Origin of the sequence: Paraburkholderia sp. PGU19 (assembly GCF_013426915.1) — a bacterium.
GTDB lineage: Bacteria > Pseudomonadota > Gammaproteobacteria > Burkholderiales > Burkholderiaceae > Paraburkholderia.
Genome location: NZ_AP023181.1, coordinates 768,949 through 788,551, shown reverse-complemented (window position 1 = coordinate 788,551; position 19,603 = coordinate 768,949). Strand labels below are relative to the sequence as shown.

General features: G+C 61.0%; 20 protein-coding genes. 8 read left to right on the top strand and 12 right to left on the bottom strand.

Annotated elements, in window-relative coordinates:
* Window positions 1–247 precede the first annotated feature (247 nt).
* Together H1204_RS33415 and H1204_RS33410 are read left to right on the top strand one after the other, a co-directional pair.
* A complete protein-coding gene (locus tag H1204_RS33415) occupies window positions 248–550 on the top strand; it encodes a hypothetical protein (RefSeq protein WP_180734784.1) in 303 nt (100 codons plus the stop codon).
* Window positions 551–658: 108 nt separating this feature from the next.
* Window positions 659–1,828: a pyridoxal phosphate-dependent aminotransferase gene (locus tag H1204_RS33410; protein WP_180734783.1), complete on the top strand. Its 1,170-nt coding sequence runs from the start codon at window positions 659–661 to the stop codon at window positions 1,826–1,828.
* Window positions 1,829–1,846: 18 nt separating this feature from the next.
* Here H1204_RS33410 and H1204_RS33405 read toward each other — a convergent pair whose 3' ends face one another.
* On the bottom strand, window positions 1,847–2,653 hold the full coding sequence (locus H1204_RS33405) for an alpha/beta fold hydrolase (protein ID WP_180734782.1): 807 nt from the start codon (window positions 2,651–2,653) through the stop codon (window positions 1,847–1,849).
* A gap of 123 nt (window positions 2,654–2,776) precedes the next feature.
* The gene (locus H1204_RS33400; RefSeq protein WP_180734781.1) at window positions 2,777–2,992 is read right to left on the bottom strand and encodes a hypothetical protein; all 216 of its coding nucleotides are present in this window, start codon (window positions 2,990–2,992) and stop codon (window positions 2,777–2,779) included.
* 229 nt (window positions 2,993–3,221) lie between these two features.
* Here H1204_RS33400 and H1204_RS33395 point away from each other — a divergent pair, with 229 nt between their 5' ends.
* Window positions 3,222–3,986 (top strand): ParA family protein, encoded by a 765-nt coding sequence (locus H1204_RS33395; RefSeq protein WP_180734780.1) that lies wholly within the window; start codon window positions 3,222–3,224, stop codon window positions 3,984–3,986.
* Between the two features lie 112 nt (window positions 3,987–4,098).
* Window positions 4,099–4,827 carry an OmpW family outer membrane protein gene (locus H1204_RS33390; protein WP_180734779.1) on the top strand — a complete coding sequence of 243 codons (729 nt, stop codon included), beginning with the start codon at window positions 4,099–4,101 and terminating at the stop codon, window positions 4,825–4,827.
* Window positions 4,828–4,917: 90 nt separating this feature from the next.
* Here the strand turns inward: H1204_RS33390 and H1204_RS33385 are convergent, their stop codons facing one another.
* Together H1204_RS33385 and H1204_RS33380 are read right to left on the bottom strand one after the other, a co-directional pair.
* Window positions 4,918–5,337, bottom strand: a complete 420-nt coding sequence (locus H1204_RS33385; RefSeq protein ID WP_180734778.1) for a hypothetical protein — start codon at window positions 5,335–5,337, stop codon at window positions 4,918–4,920.
* A gap of 185 nt (window positions 5,338–5,522) precedes the next feature.
* The gene (locus tag H1204_RS33380) at window positions 5,523–6,299 is read right to left on the bottom strand and encodes an NAD(P)H-dependent oxidoreductase (protein WP_180734777.1); all 777 of its coding nucleotides are present in this window, start codon (window positions 6,297–6,299) and stop codon (window positions 5,523–5,525) included.
* Window positions 6,300–6,369: 70 nt separating this feature from the next.
* Between H1204_RS33380 and H1204_RS33375 the strand changes: the two genes are divergently transcribed.
* A complete protein-coding gene (locus H1204_RS33375; RefSeq protein ID WP_180734776.1) occupies window positions 6,370–7,278 on the top strand; it encodes a LysR family transcriptional regulator in 909 nt (302 codons plus the stop codon).
* Between the two features lie 58 nt (window positions 7,279–7,336).
* Here H1204_RS33375 and H1204_RS33370 read toward each other — a convergent pair whose 3' ends face one another.
* Window positions 7,337–8,311 carry a helix-turn-helix domain-containing protein gene (locus H1204_RS33370; protein ID WP_180734775.1) on the bottom strand — a complete coding sequence of 325 codons (975 nt, stop codon included), beginning with the start codon at window positions 8,309–8,311 and terminating at the stop codon, window positions 7,337–7,339.
* Between the two features lie 93 nt (window positions 8,312–8,404).
* Between H1204_RS33370 and H1204_RS33365 the strand changes: the two genes are divergently transcribed.
* The 3 genes from H1204_RS33365 (at window position 8,405) to H1204_RS33355 (ending at window position 12,990) form a co-directional block, all read left to right on the top strand.
* Window positions 8,405–9,649 (top strand): DUF1479 domain-containing protein, encoded by a 1,245-nt coding sequence (locus H1204_RS33365; RefSeq protein WP_180734774.1) that lies wholly within the window; start codon window positions 8,405–8,407, stop codon window positions 9,647–9,649.
* A gap of 78 nt (window positions 9,650–9,727) precedes the next feature.
* On the top strand, window positions 9,728–10,975 hold the full coding sequence (locus H1204_RS33360) for an ABC transporter substrate-binding protein (RefSeq protein WP_180734773.1): 1,248 nt from the start codon (window positions 9,728–9,730) through the stop codon (window positions 10,973–10,975).
* 122 nt (window positions 10,976–11,097) lie between these two features.
* Entirely contained in the window at window positions 11,098–12,990 is a 1,893-nt protein-coding gene (locus H1204_RS33355) for a beta-galactosidase (RefSeq protein WP_180734772.1), read from the top strand.
* On the opposite strand, the gene H1204_RS33350 is transcribed toward H1204_RS33355, so the two are convergent.
* From H1204_RS33350 to H1204_RS33325, 7 genes are all read right to left on the bottom strand, one after another.
* Window positions 12,985–14,925, bottom strand: a complete 1,941-nt coding sequence (locus H1204_RS33350; RefSeq protein WP_180734771.1) for an enterotoxin — start codon at window positions 14,923–14,925, stop codon at window positions 12,985–12,987. The two genes, H1204_RS33355 and H1204_RS33350, sit on opposite strands and share 6 nt — an antisense overlap.
* Window positions 14,926–14,940: 15 nt before the next feature.
* Window positions 14,941–15,255: an antibiotic biosynthesis monooxygenase gene (locus tag H1204_RS33345; RefSeq protein WP_007583168.1), complete on the bottom strand. Its 315-nt coding sequence runs from the start codon at window positions 15,253–15,255 to the stop codon at window positions 14,941–14,943.
* Window positions 15,256–15,365: 110 nt separating this feature from the next.
* A complete protein-coding gene (locus H1204_RS33340; RefSeq protein WP_180734770.1) occupies window positions 15,366–16,628 on the bottom strand; it encodes an MFS transporter in 1,263 nt (420 codons plus the stop codon).
* A gap of 36 nt (window positions 16,629–16,664) precedes the next feature.
* Complete coding sequence (locus tag H1204_RS52725; RefSeq protein ID WP_274608260.1) at window positions 16,665–16,793, bottom strand: hypothetical protein; 129 nt, start codon at window positions 16,791–16,793, stop codon at window positions 16,665–16,667.
* A gap of 125 nt (window positions 16,794–16,918) precedes the next feature.
* Window positions 16,919–17,629: an SDR family oxidoreductase gene (locus tag H1204_RS33335; RefSeq protein ID WP_180734769.1), complete on the bottom strand. Its 711-nt coding sequence runs from the start codon at window positions 17,627–17,629 to the stop codon at window positions 16,919–16,921.
* 117 nt (window positions 17,630–17,746) lie between these two features.
* Window positions 17,747–18,673 (bottom strand): LysR family transcriptional regulator, encoded by a 927-nt coding sequence (locus tag H1204_RS33330; RefSeq protein ID WP_180734768.1) that lies wholly within the window; start codon window positions 18,671–18,673, stop codon window positions 17,747–17,749.
* 97 nt (window positions 18,674–18,770) lie between these two features.
* Window positions 18,771–19,595 (bottom strand): serine hydrolase, encoded by an 825-nt coding sequence (locus tag H1204_RS33325; RefSeq protein ID WP_180734767.1) that lies wholly within the window; start codon window positions 19,593–19,595, stop codon window positions 18,771–18,773.
* Window positions 19,596–19,603: the final 8 nt, after the last annotated feature.

Genomic DNA, 19,603 nt, shown 5'->3' with positions numbered 1-19,603 from the left:
TGCCGCGGGTGTTGTAATGGGCGCACACATGGCAAGGCAATTGAACGCCGACGTTACACTTTCTCCCCGCACACCGTGAATCGCGGCGCGGAATTCACGTTTGCTTACACACGCACACATCTTCCCAGTGCGATTTGCATAGAGTGTCTTCCGAGATCCGAAGCTGGGAGAGCACGATGAAAGCAACTATTACCCTGACGATGTCGCGCCGCTTGCGTCGAAGCGCACTTGCTGGACGCTGCTGATCATGGCGGGCGCATATGAATATTCATCTGACTGCGACGTGATCGTCAGTGTCGAGGAGCAGCCGTCGTCGAAGGGCACATGCGTGACGGTGCAGGCGGACGGCAAGTCGATGTCGGCCGAATACAGCGAGCTGACGGGGCAACTGTGCCTGAGACAGGACGGCGTTATGGTGCAGGAATGGTTTCCGCCGCATTCATGGTTCGCGATTGCATCGGTGGCGGGCGCGAGCGGTTGGGGCACGCAGCCGAGTGCTGAAGACCTGCATGCGCTGCTACGCAATGAGTTGATGGCGAGGCGGGGGTAGGGGCGCTTGCATCGCATCGATCACGACGCCAGCCCACGCAATAGTATGATGCCCCGCATAGCCGTTGATTCAGCGATGAACTCAGCCTGATGCGAGGAGGGCAGCACCGTGACAGTCTCACGTTTGCGCAATATCCCGGGCATCGGCGTCGACAGAATGGGCGACGCTGCCGACGCAACGAAGAACCTCAACATCCTGCGGCTGGAGAACCTCGACACCGACCTGAGGCCGCCCGCCGTAGCCATCCGCCGCACGCACGAAGCCATCGACGATGACGACGCGAACAGCTATCTGCCGTTCACGGGGCAGACGGCGTTGCGTCAGGCCGTCGTCGCGCGGATGAAGCAGTCGACAGGTATCGACTACGACGCCAGCAGCGAGTGCATCATCTCCGCGGGCGGGCTCGCGGGCATTCTCAACGTGCTGTTGTCGATCCTTGAACCGGGCGACGAAGTCGTGCTGACCGACCCCACGTACGCGGGCCTCATCAATCGCGTGCTGCTCGCGGGTGGCGTGCCGAAGTTCGCGCGGCTCATGCCTTCCGCCGATGCTTCGGCCGATGGCTGGCGGCTCGATCTCGAATCACTGGCGAGCGCAGTGGGGCCGCGCACGCGCGCATTCCTCATCATGTCGCCGTCGATGCCGAGCGGCTTCGTCGCCAACCAGACCGAATGGCACGCAATCGCCGATCATTGCCGCCATACCGATGCGTGGCTCGTCTACGACGCCGCGATGGAGCGCATCCTGTTCGACGGGCGCAGCGTGATTCATCCCGCGTCGTTGCCGGAGATGCGCGAGCGTACCCTCACGGTCGGCTCCGTGTCCAAGGAGTACCGGATGATCGGCTGGCGCGTGGGCTGGATCGTCGGTCCCGAGCGCATCATGAGCGACGTGCGGTTGACGAGTCTGTCGAACGTCGTTTGCCAGGTCGGTATCGGCATGCCCGGCGCGACGGCGGCGCTGACGTGCGCGGACGACGGCCTCGCGCAAGCGGTCGCCGTATGGCAGGCGCGGCGCGATTTTCTGTTGAGCGCGTTGCGCGATCTGCCGTTGGTGCGTCCCGATGGCGGATGGTCGCTGCTCATCGACACGGCGCAGTTCGGCATCGCCCCGCCCGATGCGTCACGCCTGCTGCTCGAAAAAGGCGAAGTCGCCGCGACGCCGATGAACGGCTGGGGTCCGCAAGCGCAACGGTATCTGCGCTTCGTGTTCGCGAACGAATCCGTCGAGCGTTTATCGGATATCCGCGAGCGTGTGCGCGCGGCGTGGAGCGTTTGACGCATCCATAGAGCGCGCTCAATCCGCGTGCAGCCAGCGCAGCACCTGGCGCCATTGCGTATCGTGCATCGCGCCAAACCAGTCGTCGTGATTCGCCGCCGGCAACACCATCAGCTGTGCGCCGGGATGCGCGCTCGCCAGCCGTTGCGCGTGCACGATCGGAATCAGCGAGTCTTGCTGCGCAGCGATCACGACAACCGGTCCGTTATAGCGTGCTAGTGTGGCCACGGAATCGAATGGATCGTGCAGCATCCAGCGCACGGGAAATAGCCAGTACTTTTCCCCTGCGACGCTCGCGAGCGTGTCCCATGGCGTAATGAGCGCGACACCCGCGATCGCGGCTTCATTGCCTTTGACGGCTTGCGCCGCCATGCCCGCGCCGAGCGATTCGCCCACCAGATAAACGGGACCGCTCCATTGCGCGCGCGCTGCGACGAGCGCGTCTCGCGATGCCTCCAGGGCCGCTAACATCGTGCGCTTGCCTTGACGGTTGCCTTGCCCCGGATATTCGACCATCACGACGCGAAAGCCGTCGCGGACGAAGACTTCGGCGACGGGCAGCTTGTTCTCCGCCGTTTCCGCGTTGCCGTGAAAGAGGACGAAGGTGCCGCGCGGCGCTGCGGCGGCAGGCGTTGCGACATAGCCCGCGTAGAGTCCGTCGACATGCCACGGCTCGACGTCGTACGCGCCGTGATGCCCTGTCGGCGTACCGGGGATATCGAGCGGGGCGGGCAGCAGCATGCGGTCCTGCATCAGGTAAAGCGCGATCAGCGTGACCACGTACGCGACGAGCGCGAGGCGGACGCAGAACTTGATCATCGACATGTCCGGGTCCGTCACAGGTTGTCATTCTTCTGGATCAACAACACGACGAGCCGTCGAAACCGATGCCGGTTTCGAACAGCTCGTCGTGGACTGGTCTTTGCCCGCCGCAGCGGGCGAGGGCGGTTACGCGTGCGCGTGACGGTCCTCGGTGATGGCCTTCAGGCGGGCGTCGCCTGCGTCTTTCGCGGCCGCACGGGTCGAGTACTTTTCGTCGGAAACGAGCGTGCGTTTCACTTCGCGTGCACCGAAATCGATCAGGGCAATCACCCACACGTAATCGCCCGCCTGTTCGGCCGTTTGCACGAAGGCGCGCACGTCGCCCTTGTCGTCTGCTTTCATCGTGACCTCCTGATATGTTCGCGCAATAGATGGCGCACATCCAGCCTGACCGATGCCCGGCACGGTGTTGCGGGGCGTTCGGCCGCGATGCGCCTGAAACGATTCTAGGCCATGAAATCGCGTCGCACGACCTGCGCGTGGTTCACGCGCTCGATGGCGCGCCTCGCCCGGTAATCTGGCTGATGTATGCTGCTGGTTTTTCGGGCAGATTGACAGCAAGAGGGGACATATGCGGCGCGTCGTATTCAATCAGAAGGGTGGTGTCGGAAAATCGACCATCGTATGCAACCTGGCGGCGATCAGCGCGCGTGAAGGGCTGCGCACGCTCGTCATCGATCTGGATGCGCAAGGCAATTCGAGCCAGTATCTGCTCGGCTCACGGGCGAGCGAAGTCAATCCCACCGTGGCCGGTTTCTTCGAAACGGCGTTGACGTTCAGCTTCAAGCCCATCGATGTGACGTCGTTCATTCATTCGACGCCATTCGACAATCTGGACATCATGCCCGCGCACGCGGATCTCGACACGCTGCACGGCAAGCTCGAATCGCGCTACAAGATCTACAAGTTGCGCGATGCGCTCAACGAACTCGACATGTACGACGCGATCTACATCGACACGCCGCCTGCGCTGAATTTCTACACACGCTCCGCGCTGATCGCTGTCGAACGCTGTCTGATTCCATTCGACTGCGACGACTTCTCGCGCCGGGCGCTCTATACGCTGCTCGATAACGTGAAGGAAATCCAGCAGGACCACAACGACGCGCTGCATGTCGAAGGCATCGTGATCAACCAGTTCCAGCCGCGCGCGAGCCTGCCGCAGCAACTGGTCGACGAACTGGTGAGCGAAGGCTTGCCCGTGCTCGATTCGCGGCTGTCGTCGTCCGTCAAGATCAAGGAATCGCACCAGCACGCAAAGCCTGTGATTCACCTCGATCCGCGGCATAAGCTGTCGCTCGAGTATCTGGCGCTGCACCGCGAGCTGGCGGGTTAACGGGGCCAATCCTTACCAGATTCCAGAGACAACTCACCAGATTCGATCTATCGATTAGCACGACCGTACGCATAGAATCGCCTCCAGACCAACACAACAAAGGAGGAGATCGATGAGGCCATACCGGGCTATCGCCCTTGCGGCCGCGTTGCTGACGGGCTCGGCCGCGCATGCGCAGAGCGCGGGCAGTTTCGTGGCGAATGTCGGCTGGTTCCATCTCGCGCCGCAGTCGTCGAGTCAACCGTTCAGCATCAATGCGCTTGGCTCGACGATGACCGCGAGCGGGTCGGGCGCGAGTGTTGACGGCGCCGATACCGTGGGGTTCACGGCGACGTATTTCATCACCGATCACATCGCGGCAGAAGGCGTGTTCGGCGTGCCGCCGAAATTCACGCTGTCGGGCACGGGCACGCTCGCGGGACTCGGCGAACTGGGCAAGGCGTATGAGTGGAGCCCGACGCTATTGCTGAAGTATTACTTCAACGATGCGCAAAGCCATTTCCGTCCGTACCTCGGCGCGGGCGTGGCCTATGTCTGGTATAGCGGCGTGAAACTCAGTTCGGCGATGTCGAGCGGCGCGTTTCTTTACTCTTCGACGTATGGCACCGCGCTCGAAGGGCAGACATCGGCGAAATTGAGCAGTTCGTTTGCGCCCGTCATCAACGCGGGCTTCACGTACAACTTCGACAAGCACTGGTCGGCGGGCGTGTCGCTGTCATATATGTGGCTATCGACGCGCGCAACGCTGACGACGCATTCGAGCGTCGGCACGGTGACGAGCACGTCGAAACTCCACGTTGACCCTATCGTTTCATTTGTATCGGTCGGGTATCGTTTCTGACCAGAGCTTTAAAGGCATTCTCCAAAAAAGGCAACCAGGGGCCCGTCAATCGACGGGCCTTTGGTTTTTGGCGAACAGCAAGGCGCGACTTCAATAGTCTTCGACAAGGGCGTTATCCAGGCCGAATGTCTTCAATATCTTGAGTGCGCGATCGGAAACGACGAGCCGTGAGTCGTCGGCAATGCCGAGATCGCTGCGTCCCGCCACGCCCGTCACGCATAGCCATAGGAATTCCGGCAATATCCGCTCCGGATAAATTTCTTTAAACGAGTCGCTAACCGATATTTCAACTTCGCGGCATTCGAACCCGCTTGCGCCGGCTTCGTTCAACGCATTGGCGGCTTCGTGCGTGATGATCAACGCAGGAAAGCTCTCCAGTAGCGCATCGCCCAGCCAATTGATAATCCGGTAATGCAGTTTGATGACGGTTGGCGGATGGATGTCTGGATCCAGCACGGTATCCTTTCCAAGGCCGCCAGCGACTTCGGGTTCGACATAGTAAAACGCCATATCGCATCGAGATCGGAGTGATCGCTAGTTTTGGCTCACATTCCGGTTATAGCATAATAGGGATCAGAAATATTTTCTCGATGCGAAAGGCAATGTAATAACGCAAGGTATTTCGGAAATATTACGCATCGCGCATAGAGCCCGATTGGCGGAATTGACCGTGGCTCAATGCACGCGCGTAGTCGTCATCCGAGATGCGCGGCGAATCCCGCTTTGCCGGGGGCGATATCGTCGCGTAACGTGAGGGCGGGAATCTCGTATGCTCCCGCATTCTGCGGATGAAATGGAATGGGCGGCACCGTCCATAGATTGTCCAGACGTTGCCCGAGCGTCTCGCGAGCGGCCGTGTATCGAGCTTCGTTCATCTTGCCGGTCTGATAGATCACGAACGGCGGCAGCACGTCGAAGCCCGGGTAGTACAGAATCCCGTGATGAATCGGGAACAGGATATCGTCGATCGGGCCGTTGATGCCGCGCGGGCCATAGTGTGATTCCCAGCCGCCCGTCGTCACGATCAGCATCGCGCGCTTGCCTGCCAGCGTGCCTTCGCCATAGCGATCACCCCAGCGCGCGTCGGAATGCTCGCCGACACCATACGCGAAGCCGTACGCATACACGCGCTCGACCCAGCCTTTCAGGATCGCGGGCATCGAGAACCACCACAGCGGAAATTGCAGGATCACCGCGTCAGCCCATAACAGCTTTTGCTGTTCCAGCGCGATGTCCTCGCTTTGCAAGCCGTTTTCGAACGCGTGCTTCGAATCGAGGCTTGGGTCGAAGCGTTCGCCGATGGGCGGGGTCACGCTGTCGTTTGCATCGAGCGAAGCCTTCCAGTTCATGGCGTACAGATCCGACACCTGCACGGCGTGTCCGCTCGCCTCCAGACGTGCGACCGCGAAGTCCTTCAATGCGCCGTTCAGCGAGCGCGGTTCGGGGTGAGCATAGACGAGTAATACATTCATGATTCGATCTCCGTGATTCACGGAACGCAGCATAAGCAGCGCTCAGGTATATTGGAAATGAATTTCTGATATGTCCGGTATTGCGATGAATAATCTCAGACGGTTGGACCTGAATCTGCTGGTCACACTCGACGCGCTCCTCTCCGAACATAACGTGACGCGAGCAGCGGAGCGACTGAACTTCTCTCAACCTTCGGTGAGCGTGCATCTGGCAAAGCTGCGCGAGATCTTTGGCGATCCGCTATTGCTGCCCGGTCCGCGAGGCATGCGGCCCACCGCGCGAGCGGACGAGCTGCGAGAGCCTTTGCGCGAAGCGCTCGATGCGCTGGAGCATGTCATGTCGCCTGCGAAGGCATTCGACCCGGCCACGGCGACGCAAACATGGCGAGTGGCAGCGACGGACTACAGCGAGTCGACGGTGCTGCTACCCGCGTTGAAGGCGTTACGCTCGGCAGCACCGGGCACGCGGCTTTCCGTGGTCGAGATGGTGCCGCCACGCATCGCGAAGCAGGCGGAACGAGGGGAGATCGACCTCGCCTTTCATACCAGTGACGAGTCGCCATTGGGCATGCATCGGCGGGTGCTGTTCACGGAGCGTTATGTGCTGGCCGCCCGCGTAGACCATCCGCGGCTGAAACGTCGGCCGACGCCTGCGCAATTCTCCAAACTGGAGCATGTAATCGTTTCCCCAGACGGTGGCGGGTTTCGCGGCGTCACGGATGAAGCGCTGGGGCAACTGGGGCTCACGCGGCGTGTGGTGCTGTCCGTTCCGCACTTTCTGTTCATGCTGTCCGTGCTGGCGAGCACGGATCTCGTCGCGATGGTGCCCGAGCGGCTGGTTCGGTACATGAGTGCATTGCAGATCTTCAATCCGCCTGTCGATATACCCGGCTATGAAATGGGCATGCTATGGCATGAGCGATGTCATCGTGACCCGGCGCATCGCTGGCTGCGCGAGCAGATCGCCAATGCTGCGTGAAATCAGTCGATCCAGGCGCACGTGTGCGGTGCGTCACCTCGTAACCGCACAAGCGTGACTAACGCGTTTCCGCTTCACGGCTATTGCCGCCGGATGATTTCCGTTTCCTTTGCAATGAAGGAGAGCGTTCGGTTAAGTGTGCTCGCGCGTCCTGATCGGCAGAACCTGCAGTCAGGAACTGCCGTCGATATTCGGCGGGTGTCGTTTGCTTCGCCGCCTTGAACTGCCGGTTGAAATTGGCGACGTTCGAAAACCCCGAGCGGGCAGCGATGACGGCGACGGGTAGGGACGTGTCGGCCAGCATCCGGCACGCGTGCCCAATGCGAACGCGGGCGATATACCGCCCGACGCTCTCACCAATATGCTGGACAAAGTAACGTGTGAGCGTGCGTTCCGACAGGCTCGCCGCCGCACAGAGCTCTGATAGCCGCAGCGGTTCGGCAAAGCGCGCGTCGATCATCGAAAGCACACGGTTGATCCGCTCGGGCTCATGGCCAGATGGTCCCGTGTTCGCCTGATTGAAGGCGCTCGGTGAGGCGAGCGGGTGGCCCGGCGCGTCGGCGAGCGTGCACAGAATGTCGAGCGCCGCACTCAGGCGTTCGCGCGCTACGTTCGACAGCAATGGCTCCAGACGGCCGCGCATCCATTCACCCGCAGGGGGTTCGAATGCCAGCCCGCACGCGGCCCTGCGCAAAAGCTTACGCAGCGGTTCATATTCACGGCAGCAATCCGCCATACGCCGCGCCCAATCACCGTCGAACCAGATCACAATGGCGACCTGCGGCGCGGACGCTTCGACCGATTTGTTCGATGCCCACGTATGCGGCAAATCCGGCGGAACGAGGACGAGATCCTCGGCTTCATAGTCGTTGACCGAGTCGCCGATGTAGCGCTTGCCCTGGCTGTTCATTGTTAGCGTTAACTCGTACTCCGGATGGTGGTGCCATTCGAACGGAATACGCGGGAGCCGCCGATGGTAAACCCGGACCGAACAGTCCTCGCCGAACTCGACGTGTTCGTAGGCTGGTTTCATGGCCGAAAACGCAAATGAATTGCCTGAATAGTATCACTACGGCCTGCGTGCGCGTCATATGCTACCGGACACGAAATGCAAACGGAGACGATCATGGCGCTGGAAATCGATGACTTGCCGGGTGCAATCCGGCAGGCAAAAAAGGAGCTGCGCGCGGCATTGCCGAACTACCGGGAGGTCTTTGCCGAAGTCGAGAAAGCGATCGGCGAAGAGGCGAAGCGGATTACCAGTGAGCGCGATCGTGGGGAAAACGTCATTCCCGAGATTCAGTTCTCCGACATCGCCGGACAACGTGTTACTGCCGGGCAGATCGCACTCGTCAAGGCACGCGGCGCGTGTGTGATTCGTAATGTCTTCCCCCGCGAGTTGGTACAGGGCTGGGACGAAGATATCGCCGACTACGTGGAGCGGAACAATCTCGACAAGCGCCTCGAAAACCGCGCCGAAGACAAATATTTTGGCCAGTTGGCCTCGAGCAAGCCGCAGATCTACGGCGTGTACTGGTCGAAACCACAAGTGCTGGCCCGTCAGTCGGAATCGCTGACGGCGGCACGCGTCTTCCTTAACAAACTCTGGCGAAACGAGAGCGACGGACGCGTTCACTTCGATCCGGAGCATGTACCTGTCTATGCCGACCGTCTGCGTCGGCGGCCGCCTGGCTCGGCGTCGCTCGGCCTGTCGGCGCATTGCGACGGCGGGTCGGTCGAGCGTTGGATCGAGAGCAATTTTCGCAAGGTGTACCGCCACGTGTTTGCCGGCAACTGGCGTGATTACGATGCGTTCGACGCCGCTTTCCGCCCTGACGTAGAAGAGATCGTATCGCCCGCCGTCTGCTCGATGTTCCGCACTTTCCAGGGCTGGACAGCCTTGACGCCGCAGGGACCCGGCGACGGCACGCTGCAACTCGTACCCATCGCCAATTCGATGGTGTACATCCTGCTGCGCGCACTTCAGGACGACGTCGCCGACGACGACCTGTGCGGAGCCATGCCCGGGCGGGCACTCTCGATCAAGCCGGAATTTCATGCGCCATTGTTCGAGGCGTTGTCGTCCATTCCCAAAATGGAAGCGGGTGATACGGTGTTCTGGCACAGCGACGTCATTCATGCCGTCGAAGACGAGCATAAGGGCGCGGGTTACAGCAACGTGATGTATATCGCCTCGGTGCCGGCGTGCGCCAAAAACGATGCGTATCTCAAGCGTCAGCTGCCGAGCTTCCTGAAAGGCGAAAGCCCGCCTGATTTTCCCACTGACCACTTTGAAGTCGATTTCACCGGCCGTGCGACACCCGACGACCTGACGCCTCTTGGCAAGGCACAACTCGGGTTTGATCTGTAGTTGAAACGGGCACGCATGCGCGGTCGCTCTGATTGCGAATGCGTTGCTCCAACCATAAAGAAAAATTCGGAGACTGCAATGAAACGATCACTGACATCGGTGGCGACGGCTGCCGCGCTGCTTATCGCCGGTACACATGCGGTACTGGCCGCCGAACAGCTTTCGGTGTTGCACTGGTGGACCTCTGGCGGCGAATCGAAAGCAATCCGGGTGCTCAAGGACGACATGAGCAAACAGGGCTACGAGTGGAAAGACTTCGCTATCGCGGGAGGCGCGGGTGCGGCGGCCATGACGGCGCTGAAGACGCAGGTTATCTCGGGTAACGCACCGTCGGCCGCGCAGATCAAGGGGCCGCTGATTCAGGACTGGGCGGAGCAGGGGTCGCTGGTCACGATCGATCAGGCCGCGACTGATTGGAAAGCGCATATGCCTGCGCGAATAGACAGTGACGTGAAGGCGGGCGGGCACTATGTGGCTGCACCTTTTTCCGTCCATCGCATCAACTGGCTGTGGATCAACAAAGCGGACCTGGACAAGGTTGGAGGTACGCCGCCCACGACATGGCCGGAGTTCTTTGCGCTTGCCGACAAGTTTCGCGCTGCGGGCATCACGCCTGTCGCGCATGGCGGTCAACCCTGGCAGGATATGACCATCTGGGAGGCAGTCGTGCTGTCACAGGGCGCGGACTTCTATCGCAAAGCGCTCATCGATCTCGATCAGAAAACGCTGACTTCGCCGCAGATGGTGCAGGTGTTCGAGACGGTCCAGAAGATCCGCACTTACTTCGATAAGGGCTACCACGGCCGCGACTGGAATCTCGCGACGGCGATGGTGATTTCCGGCTCGGGCGGCATGCAGTTCATGGGCGATTGGGCAAAGGGCGAGTTCACCAACGCGAACAAGAAGGCGGATGTCGACTATATCTGCGCGGCGGCGCCCGGCACATCGAATGCCTACACGTACACGGCGGATACGTTCGTGTTCTATCAGCAGAATGGCAAGAAGGACGCGACACCCGGACAGATTGCGCTTGCCAAAACCATCATGTCCGTTGATTTTCAGCAGCAGTTCAGTCTGTACAAGGGTTCCATTCCAGTCAGGCTGGATGTGCCCATGGACAAGTTCGATAGCTGCGCCAAAAAATCGCGCGCAGACGAGCAGGCGACGATTCAATCCGGCGGGTTCCTGCCTTCGTTGGCTTTCGGTGAACTTCAGTCGCCGGTTACTGCGGGTGCAATCACCGACGTCGTGACGAATTTCATGAACTCGAACGAAGATGCGAAAGAGGGCGTACGCAAGCTTGCTGCTGCTGCAAAGGTCAAGTGAAGGGGAGAAGCGGCGGGTTGCGAGGCGCTTCGACGCCAATTGTGCGTGGCAGATTGGAACGCACCGGCAGCCCGTCCATGAAATAGGGATGCCATGTCTTCCGTCTGCGGAGCAGAGCGAACATGAAAAAGCGAGCGTCCATGCAAGAAGAAAACGCGGCCGGGCCGAATGGTCCGCACGTCTTTAGCTTTGCTGCGAATGGCGATGGCTTTCTGCTCGATGGCAAGCCATTTCAGATCCGAAGCGGTGAATTGCACCCCGCGCGCATTCCTGTTGAATACTGGCGGCATCGCATCCAGATGGCGAAGGCAATGGGGATGAACACCATTGCGTTGTATGTGATGTGGAATTATCACGAGCTAACCGAAGGTACGTTCGACTTTCACACGGGCAATCGCGACATCGAGGCATTCATCCGTCTTTGCCAGGCGGAGAACATGTGGGTGCTATTCAGGCCCGGTCCTTATGTGTGCGCGGAGTGGGATCTCGGCGGTATTCCATCCTGGTTGTTGAAGCATGCGGATATCAGGCTGCGCACGGATCGCGCTACTGATCCGCGCTACATGCATGCCTGCGAGCGTTACATCAACGAACTCTTGCCGCGCGTTAAACCCTTGATGGCGGAAAGTGGCGGCCCGATTCTGATGATCCAGATCGAGAATGAGTTTGGATCATTCGACAGCAATTCCACGTATCTGGAGGAGTTAAGGCAGATCTGGATTCGTGGCGGAATCCATGGACCGTTCTATACAGAAGACGGTCTTGTTCAATTGCAGCAGAACCGCTCGTATGTCGCCGGTGGCGCGATTGCATTGAGCAACGGGAACGCGGCGCAGATCGAAGCCGTGCGCAAAGCGTTTCCGTCCGTGCCGGCGATGGCAGGAGAGGTATATCCAGGTTGGCTCACGCACTGGGGCGAGCGTGCATTTCAAGGCACCTCAGTCGATCTTTCCGCGACGCTCGATGAATTGATGCGCAAGAACCTGTCGTTCGATCTCTATGTGATTCATGGCGGGACGAGTTTTGGCTTCTATGCGGGTGCGAACGTGGATGCGGACTCGGGCGAGTATCAACCCGACATCACGAGCTACGACTATGCCGCGCCTGTCAGCGAGCAAGGCGTGGCCACAAAGCGCTATATGCAGTACCGCAGCATCATAGCCGGATACCTGTCGACGCCTTTGCCGCCAGTGCCTTCGCCCATTAAAACAATTCCCGTGAAGGACGTGACCGGGACTCGCCGGTTGATGCCGCAACGCTATGCGTCTATCTGGGACAACCTTCCTGGTGCACTTCCTTCCGCGCAAACAATGCATCCGCAGCCATTCGAAATGTACGGTCAGGCGTTTGGTTTTGTGCTGTATCGGAAGAAACTTGTGGGCTATGAAAGCGGTTCGCTGGATATAGCCAATGTTCACGACTACGCGACCGTTTTCGTCGACGATCAATACGTCGGCAGTGTGTCGCGCGCGCATGTGCCGGAAGAACGCGCGTTGCCGCTGAAAGTAGTGCATCGCGAGCCGCTTGCGCTGCCCAGTGGCTCGTCAGTTCCGGATGATGCCCGAGTGCTGGAGATTCTTGTCGAAGGCATGGGGCGCGTGAATTACGGGCATTCGATAATCGATCGAAAGGGCATTATCGATCCCGTCGTCGTGCATCATGCGTCGGGCGCGCGCGAGGTTCTGACAGGATGGGAAGTCGTGCTCTTGCCAATGGATGACTCGTTCGTCGACAACTTGCGCCCGCATTGTTCAAAGCCGGATAAAGTCGGCCTCTTCTTCATTGCGACACTTTCAATCGATGCAATGGGTGACGTCTATTTCGACATGAGCGAATGGACCAAAGGCATCGTCTGGGTCAACGGGCATAATCTCGGCCGCTACTGGAATATCGGCCCGCAGAGGCGGCTCTATTGCCCGGCTCCATGGCTCAAGCCAGGCGAAAATACAGTGTTGATCTTCGATCAGCATCAGTTAGACGCCAAGCCGGTCAGTCTGGCATCGACTCTCTCATAGGGCGCCAGCTAATACTGGCGACAATTCAATCGTCAGAACCTGAAATGGATCGAGGCGGATCGTTTGCGGGTGCTCAGTGTCCCATAGCGTCGGCACGTTCGCGTTGCGGTCGACAAACGGAAAGCGCGCGGAGAATTCGCCGTCATGGCCACCCGGCAGTTCGAGATGCGCTCTCAGATCGAGCACGAAATCATTCGCGCGATCATCCGGATTGCGCAGCGTGACGATCGCCTTCGATGGCGTCCACGCGGCCCATCCATAGACTTCAAGCTCATCCGGCGCGCCGCCGATCCAGTGGCAATCGCTCAGCACGTCGGCATTGGCGCGCGCCCAGCGGGCCGCCTGCGCGAGCACGTCCCAGTCGCGCTCATCGAGTAACGACGGCGTGACATACAGTTCCTGCAATTGCGTACCGCTGCCGAAGTACGATTGCACTTCATGGGAAAACGCGTGACCGGGATCGGTATTGAGGCGGGTATTTTCCTGCGCGTAGATGATGCCGTGAAGCATCAGCGAATTGAGTGGGAACAGCGGACTACGACACACGACATTGCGATACGTTTGCGCATCGCGATACGTGATCCAGCATTCCCGATCGCTGCCCGTGCCCGCAAAACCATAGTCCGCGCCATCGCGCCAGATCGAATCGACATGGCGCAGCCAGAACGGCGACGCTTGCGTGCCTGTCGACAGATTGACGAACACATCGCGCTTGACGCGGCGCATTGCTTCGATGAGTTCGACAGCCGCATCCCAATCGCTGTTGAAGCGGCTGCCGGGCACGACCCTGTTCGCGTTTCCGGTGCCGTCGAGCTTGAAGTGATTGACGCCGTGTCGCGTGAGCAGGTCCATCGCAACTTCATGGAAGCGGCGATAGTACGTCGGGCCCGAGAGCGCGAAACCGTCGCCGATGGTTTCGTATCCGGCGGCGCGGCCACGCGTCACGCGTTCGGTTCGCGGCGGGCCGTAGCCGCCCCACGGCGACAACCAGACGCCCGGCTCGGCGCCATATCGCGCGGCGGCGTCTTTCAAAGGCAGGAAGCCATCGGGAAACGCACGGCTGAATGACCAGTTGCCGCTGTAGTCGTCCCAGCCATCGTCGAACAGGAAGGAGTCGAGTTGCACGCCGCGCTTTTCGTGCAGTTCCTGGCCGACAGCGTGAATGCGTTCGATGGCCTGATCCTGCGTGTACGTCGTCAGAAAGCCAATGTCGTACCAGGAGTTGTAGTGCAGAAACGGACGGTAGGGACGCGCCCGTTCGCGCTCGATATAGGCTGCGAAATCGCGCCGCAACTGGCCTTCGCGAAACACGCCGGCAACGGTCGAATAAGCGAGTGTCTTTCCTTTTTCGAGCGGCAGTGCGCGGCTTATGCTGAAGCGGGCGACGCCGTCGCGCACTTCGCTTTCCGACATCGGAAGCTCGAAGCCCAGATAGAGATTGCCCTCGACAACCGGCACTGCTGCAAGGTCGCCGGCTTTTTTTGCATGAAGCGCCCGTGCATGCAACAGCGAAACAGACGCGATAGGTTCGTCCTGCAAGAGCGCCGTAATCGACAGATGCTGACGAAGATAGCGCGCGCCCTCGCGCTGCTCCACGCTCCATTCGATGCGCAAACGTTGCTCGCTATCAACGAGCGTGGCAATCACGCGTTTGCCAGCAATTCGTTCGGCTTTGCGCAGCGCATCCGGATTGGCAGGCAGTGCTTCGTCGCGCAATGGCGCGACGAGCCGCAAACTGGCTGCGTCGAGCGTGCGTCCATCGGAAAACGTGAGAACGAACGGAGCGTCCATAGCCAACGTGCGGCCGTGCGCGCGATCCGCAAGGGAAACACCGCACAGAGAACGGTCAGCAATCGTCCAGTGCAGTGCAATCGCGCCATTGCCGAACGCGTAGCAATCGTTTTGCGCCTGAAAAACGGGTGGGCCCGCGTGCATGATGCGCGCCGTGCGTTACTTCACGGTCTGCAGCACCTCGAATCCCTCGAACTCCGGATGCCCGAGATAGAGCGCGCGCGACTCGCTTCCTGCATTCCGGTGCGCGGCGCGAAACGCTTCCGACTGCGTCCACGCCTCGAACGCCGGGCGATTCGCCCACACCGTGTGACTCGAGTACAGCACGTGGTCGTCGCGTTGCGGTCCCTTCAGCAGATGAAACTCGACAAAGCCGGGCACGTCCTTCAGATGCGTGTCCCGCGTCGTCCATACTTCCTCGAAGGCGCTTTCCGAACCCAACGCCACCTTGAACCGGTTCATTGCAATGAACATGACTGTCGCTCCCGAATGACTGCGATGTCGCGAAGTTGTGGATGCTTCGAAAGTCTACCGACGAAGTATACGCACAAGATCGCGAACACGTGCATCAAGAGCGAACCCGGCTACCGTCCGCGCGCCCATTGTGCGAACCCCGCGCACACGACCAGCAGGGAGCCGGTGACGAAGAACACGGAATGCATGCCGAAATGGACGGCAATCTGTCCGCCGATCACGGGGCCGATCACCTGTCCGCTGAACTGCGCGGATTGCAGATAACCGAGCATCTGCCCCGTCTTGCTTTCATCGACGGCATGGCGCGCGAGCTTCGCAATGGCGGGCAACAGCCCCGCGAGCGACATGCCCATCAGCCCGCGCAGCGCGGCGAGCTGCCACCATTGATGAACGAACGCTTGCGGAAGCATCAGCAGGCCCGTGACGATCAGGCAACCAATAATCACGTTCCACCCGCCGATCCGGTCCGCGAGGGCGCCGAGCCGCGCTGCCGTCAGCATGCTGCCGAACGCGGAGCATGCCATCACGACGCCCGCAATGCGCGCCAGTTGATCCGGCCCGACGCCGAGGCTGCCGACGTACACGGTAATCACCGGCTCGATCGACATGTTGGCGAGCAGCACCATCATCGCTGTGGCGAGCAATGCGCCGACCACCGCGTAGTGAGTGCGAGTCGAGTGCGTGGCTGTCGCGCCGCTGGCCGCTTTGCGCTTGGAATCGGTGGCGGGATGGAAGTCTTCCTTGACGACGAAGATCGTCAGCAGCGCCGCCACGGCGATCACCGCGCCACCCGCGAAGAACGTGCCGCGGATGCCGAGCCAGCCCGGCAGAAAGCCGCCGATCAGCGGACCGACCAGCGCGCCCGCGAGCGCGCCCGTCGACAGCAGCCCGAGCGCCCAGCCGGCGCGCTCGCGCGGCGCCTGCGTGCCGACCATGACCGTCGATGCCGACGCATAGCCGCCCACCAGACCCGCAATCAGACGCAGTCCGACGAGTTCGTACACATTGTGCGCGATCCCGATCAGCGACATCACCACGGCCATGCCGACGGCGGCGCGAATCAACATCGGCTTGCGGCCATAGCGGTCGGCCAGACGCCCCCACAGCGGCGCGGTGACGGCCGTGCCGAGGAACGTCGCGCCGAACGCGACACCCGACCACTGGATCACATCTGCCTGCGATTCGACGCCAAGCTGCTTCACATAGAGCGGCAGAAACGGCAGCAGCATGCTGAGGCTGACGAGCGTCGTGAAAGAGCCGAATACGCAGACGAACAGATTGCGCATCCAGTGCTGCTGATTGCGCTCCGTGTAGCCGGGTGAGGCGACTTCCGGCGCGGTGCGCATCGCAACGGTGGTCGTGGGCTGGTTCATGCTGTGATTCCTTCGTTCAAGTGTTGCAGGAAAGCCTTAGCTGTTCTCCGGGTTGCCGCGAAGCGCGGCGAACGGGTCGACGGACAGCGCAAGCGCGAGCGCCACTGTGCCGCGCGTGATGTTGAAGGCGGGTGGCATCGTGATGCTGATAGCTGCGTCCTGCATTGTTATGTCCGTGCTGCTGTCGCTACTGCTTACTGCGACTCCTTGAATAAAACATTGATATGAAAAATACTATGGCATCCGAAATAATGAATATCGAAGATGCCATGCAAGGAACGCGTGTGTTATCAAGAACCGACGTTGCTGCCGCCGTCGACGTGCAAGATCTCGCCCGTCACGAATCCCGCCGATTCCAGATACAGCACGGCTTCCGCAATGTCCGTCACTTCGCCGAGATGTCCGATCGGATGAAAGCGCGCGAGTGCTTCGTGCTTTTCACGCGGATGCATCGGGGTCTTGATGACGCCTGGCGCGACTGCATTCACGCGAATGCCCAGCGGCGCATACTCGATTGCCAGCGACCGCGTCACGGCATTCAGCCCGCCTTTGGTCAACGCAGCCATCGCTGCGGGCAGTCCGGCACGCGGCCGGTCGACGAGGCTCGCCGTGATGTTCACCACGTGGCCGCTGCGTTTCTTCTTCATCTCCGTCAGCACGCGCTGCGTGATATGAAAGAAGCCGTTAACGTTGGTCGCCATGACGGCGTCATAATCTTCGGGCGTGTAGGCGTCGAAGGGCTTTGCGATGAAAATGCCTGCGTTGTTGACCAGCGTGTCGATCCGGCCAAAGCGCTCCAGCGCGATAGCGACGACCTGTTGCGCGGTCTTCGCATCGGCGATGTTGCCTTGTACGGTGGCAATGTCAGGATCGTCGCTTGACGGGATCGAGCGCGACGTCGCGACGACGCGGAAATTGCGGTCGCGATACGCCTTGACCACCCCCGCGCCAATGCCCTGCGACGCGCCCGTCACGATCACCACTTTCTGTTCGGCACCCATTCACTCGCTCCTTTAACCAGTTGGGCCGTGTGGCCCGATGTCGATGGAGCAAGTCTAGATTGAGTCGATTGCAGAGAGAATCCACGCAGTGCGGCAGACATTCTTCCGACGAGCGGTTCAATGGGCGTCGGTGATGCGCTGTAACTGCTTGAAATGCCGACGCAAACGCGGAGTGGCGAAATCGACGAAGGCGCGCACTTTCGGCACCGAGAGGCGGCCGTGCGGCGTCAGAAGATGCACGGGCAGGGGCGCGTGCTCGCTGTCGGGCAGCACGATGCGCAGCTGCCCGTCCTTTACCTGCTGCGCGACGTGATAGGAGAACATGCGCGTGACGCCGCGCCCTTCGACGGCGGACGCCACGGCGGCGTCGATACTGTTGACGATCAGGCGCGGCGAGAAATGCACGACCTGCGCGACGGTCGAGCCTTCGGCGGGCGGAAAGCTCCACGAGTCGACGCCGAAGTGCGTCATCGAAATGATCTGATGTTGTTCCAGGTCCGCGGGCTCGCGGATCTGCGGGTGCTTCGCCAGATAACGCGGCGACGCCGTCACGACACGCCGCACTTCGCCGACGGGAATCGCGATCAGCGTCGAATCGGGCAGATGCGCGATGCGCAGCGCGACGTCGATGCCTTCGTCGACGAGACTCACGGGGCGGTCGAGCATATGCAGACGCACCGACACGGCCGGGTACTCGTCGATGAAGTCGTCGAGGATCGAGCGCAGCATGTCCTGGCCAGCGGCGACGGGCGCGGTGATGTTCAGCAGGCCGCGCGGCGCGGAGCGCTCGCCCGCTACCAGCAGGTCGGCTTCTTCCAGGTCGGTCAGGATGCGCCGGCACGCGGCGGCGTAACGTTCGCCCGCCTCGCTGAGCTTGATCGTGCGCGTGGTGCGGTGCAGGAGCGGCGAGCCGACGTGTGCTTCGAGAAAGGCAATCGCGCGGCTCACCGCGGCGGGCGAACGGCCGAGCCGGCGGCTTGCGCCCGCCAGACTGCCTTCGTCCAGCGTCGCGACGAACACCTTCATTGCGTCGATGCGGTCCATGATGCATTGCCCGGGAAATCGCCAGTGGGGCGATGTTGCCGGGAAGTGTACAGCGGCGCGCGTGTTCAGGCCCTTCAAAGGCCGCGTGACGCGTCCGCTAGCGCTGCGCCGTTACGAGCCAGCGGCGCAGATCGACGGCGTCCTGAAAGTGCGCCTGCGCGTTGGGATCGCCGAGCAGGACGATCAGCACGGGATGACCGCGCACCATCGTGACGATGATCAGGCAGTGGCCGGCTTCGTTGGTGAAGCCGGTTTTCTGCAGGCCGACATGCCACGACGCGCGATGCACGAGCGGGTCCGTATTCCGGTACATCAACGGGCCGTCGCCGCCCAGCACCAGCTTCTGGTGAGCCGTCGAATACTGGCGGATCACCGGGTAGCGATACGCGGCACGCACGAGCCGCGTGAGATCGCGCGCCGTCGATACGTTGCGCGGCGACAGGCCCGTCGGATCGACGAAATGGCTGCGCGTCATATGCAGGCGCTGCGCCGTGCGGTTCATCGCGCGCACGAAGCCCGGCCGCCCGCCCGTGTAGTCGCGGCTCAATGCAAACGCCGCGCGGTTTTCCGACGACATCAGCGCGATATGCAACAGCGTGCTGCGCAACAGCAGCGAATGAACGGGCAGGCGAGAGCGCGACCATTTCAACCGGTCGACGTCGGCTTCCGTGACGCGCAGCGGTTTGATCATCGGGCGCTTCGCGTCGAGCGCGACCATGGCTGTCAGCAGCTTCGTCAGCGAGGCGATGGGCCGGCGTTCGTCGGCGTGTTTCGCGTAGAGCGTGCGGCCCGTCGTCATATCGACGACCATCGCGGCGCGTGCCTGTACGGCGGGTTTGAAGGCGGCACGCTTCGCGTGTGCCATCGCGGGCACGATGCTCACGATCAGCAACAGCGTGAGCAACAGATGAAGTTTCAGCACGTCGGTTG

Excerpts from the sequence above, each read along its gene's own strand:
- H1204_RS33415 (WP_180734784.1), top strand. The coding sequence starts at position 248 with ATGGCGGGCGCATATGAATATTCATCTGACTGCGACGTGATCGTCAGT.
- H1204_RS33405 (WP_180734782.1), bottom strand. The coding sequence starts at position 2,653 with ATGTCGATGATCAAGTTCTGCGTCCGCCTCGCGCTCGTCGCGTACGTG.
- H1204_RS33400 (WP_180734781.1), bottom strand. The coding sequence starts at position 2,992 with ATGAAAGCAGACGACAAGGGCGACGTGCGCGCCTTCGTGCAAACGGCC.
- H1204_RS33395 (WP_180734780.1), top strand. The coding sequence starts at position 3,222 with ATGCGGCGCGTCGTATTCAATCAGAAGGGTGGTGTCGGAAAATCGACC.
- H1204_RS33390 (WP_180734779.1), top strand. The coding sequence starts at position 4,099 with ATGAGGCCATACCGGGCTATCGCCCTTGCGGCCGCGTTGCTGACGGGC.
- H1204_RS33385 (WP_180734778.1), bottom strand. The coding sequence starts at position 5,337 with ATGGCGTTTTACTATGTCGAACCCGAAGTCGCTGGCGGCCTTGGAAAG.
- H1204_RS33380 (WP_180734777.1), bottom strand. The coding sequence starts at position 6,299 with ATGAATGTATTACTCGTCTATGCTCACCCCGAACCGCGCTCGCTGAAC.
- H1204_RS33375 (WP_180734776.1), top strand. The coding sequence starts at position 6,370 with ATGTCCGGTATTGCGATGAATAATCTCAGACGGTTGGACCTGAATCTG.
- H1204_RS33370 (WP_180734775.1), bottom strand. The coding sequence starts at position 8,311 with ATGAAACCAGCCTACGAACACGTCGAGTTCGGCGAGGACTGTTCGGTC.
- H1204_RS33365 (WP_180734774.1), top strand. The coding sequence starts at position 8,405 with ATGGCGCTGGAAATCGATGACTTGCCGGGTGCAATCCGGCAGGCAAAA.
- H1204_RS33360 (WP_180734773.1), top strand. The coding sequence starts at position 9,728 with ATGAAACGATCACTGACATCGGTGGCGACGGCTGCCGCGCTGCTTATC.
- H1204_RS33355 (WP_180734772.1), top strand. The coding sequence starts at position 11,098 with ATGAAAAAGCGAGCGTCCATGCAAGAAGAAAACGCGGCCGGGCCGAAT.
- H1204_RS33350 (WP_180734771.1), bottom strand. The coding sequence starts at position 14,925 with ATGCACGCGGGCCCACCCGTTTTTCAGGCGCAAAACGATTGCTACGCG.
- H1204_RS33345 (WP_007583168.1), bottom strand. The coding sequence starts at position 15,255 with ATGTTCATTGCAATGAACCGGTTCAAGGTGGCGTTGGGTTCGGAAAGC.
- H1204_RS33340 (WP_180734770.1), bottom strand. The coding sequence starts at position 16,628 with ATGAACCAGCCCACGACCACCGTTGCGATGCGCACCGCGCCGGAAGTC.
- H1204_RS52725 (WP_274608260.1), bottom strand. The coding sequence starts at position 16,793 with ATGCAGGACGCAGCTATCAGCATCACGATGCCACCCGCCTTCAACATC.
- H1204_RS33335 (WP_180734769.1), bottom strand. The coding sequence starts at position 17,629 with ATGGGTGCCGAACAGAAAGTGGTGATCGTGACGGGCGCGTCGCAGGGC.
- H1204_RS33330 (WP_180734768.1), bottom strand. The coding sequence starts at position 18,673 with ATGGACCGCATCGACGCAATGAAGGTGTTCGTCGCGACGCTGGACGAA.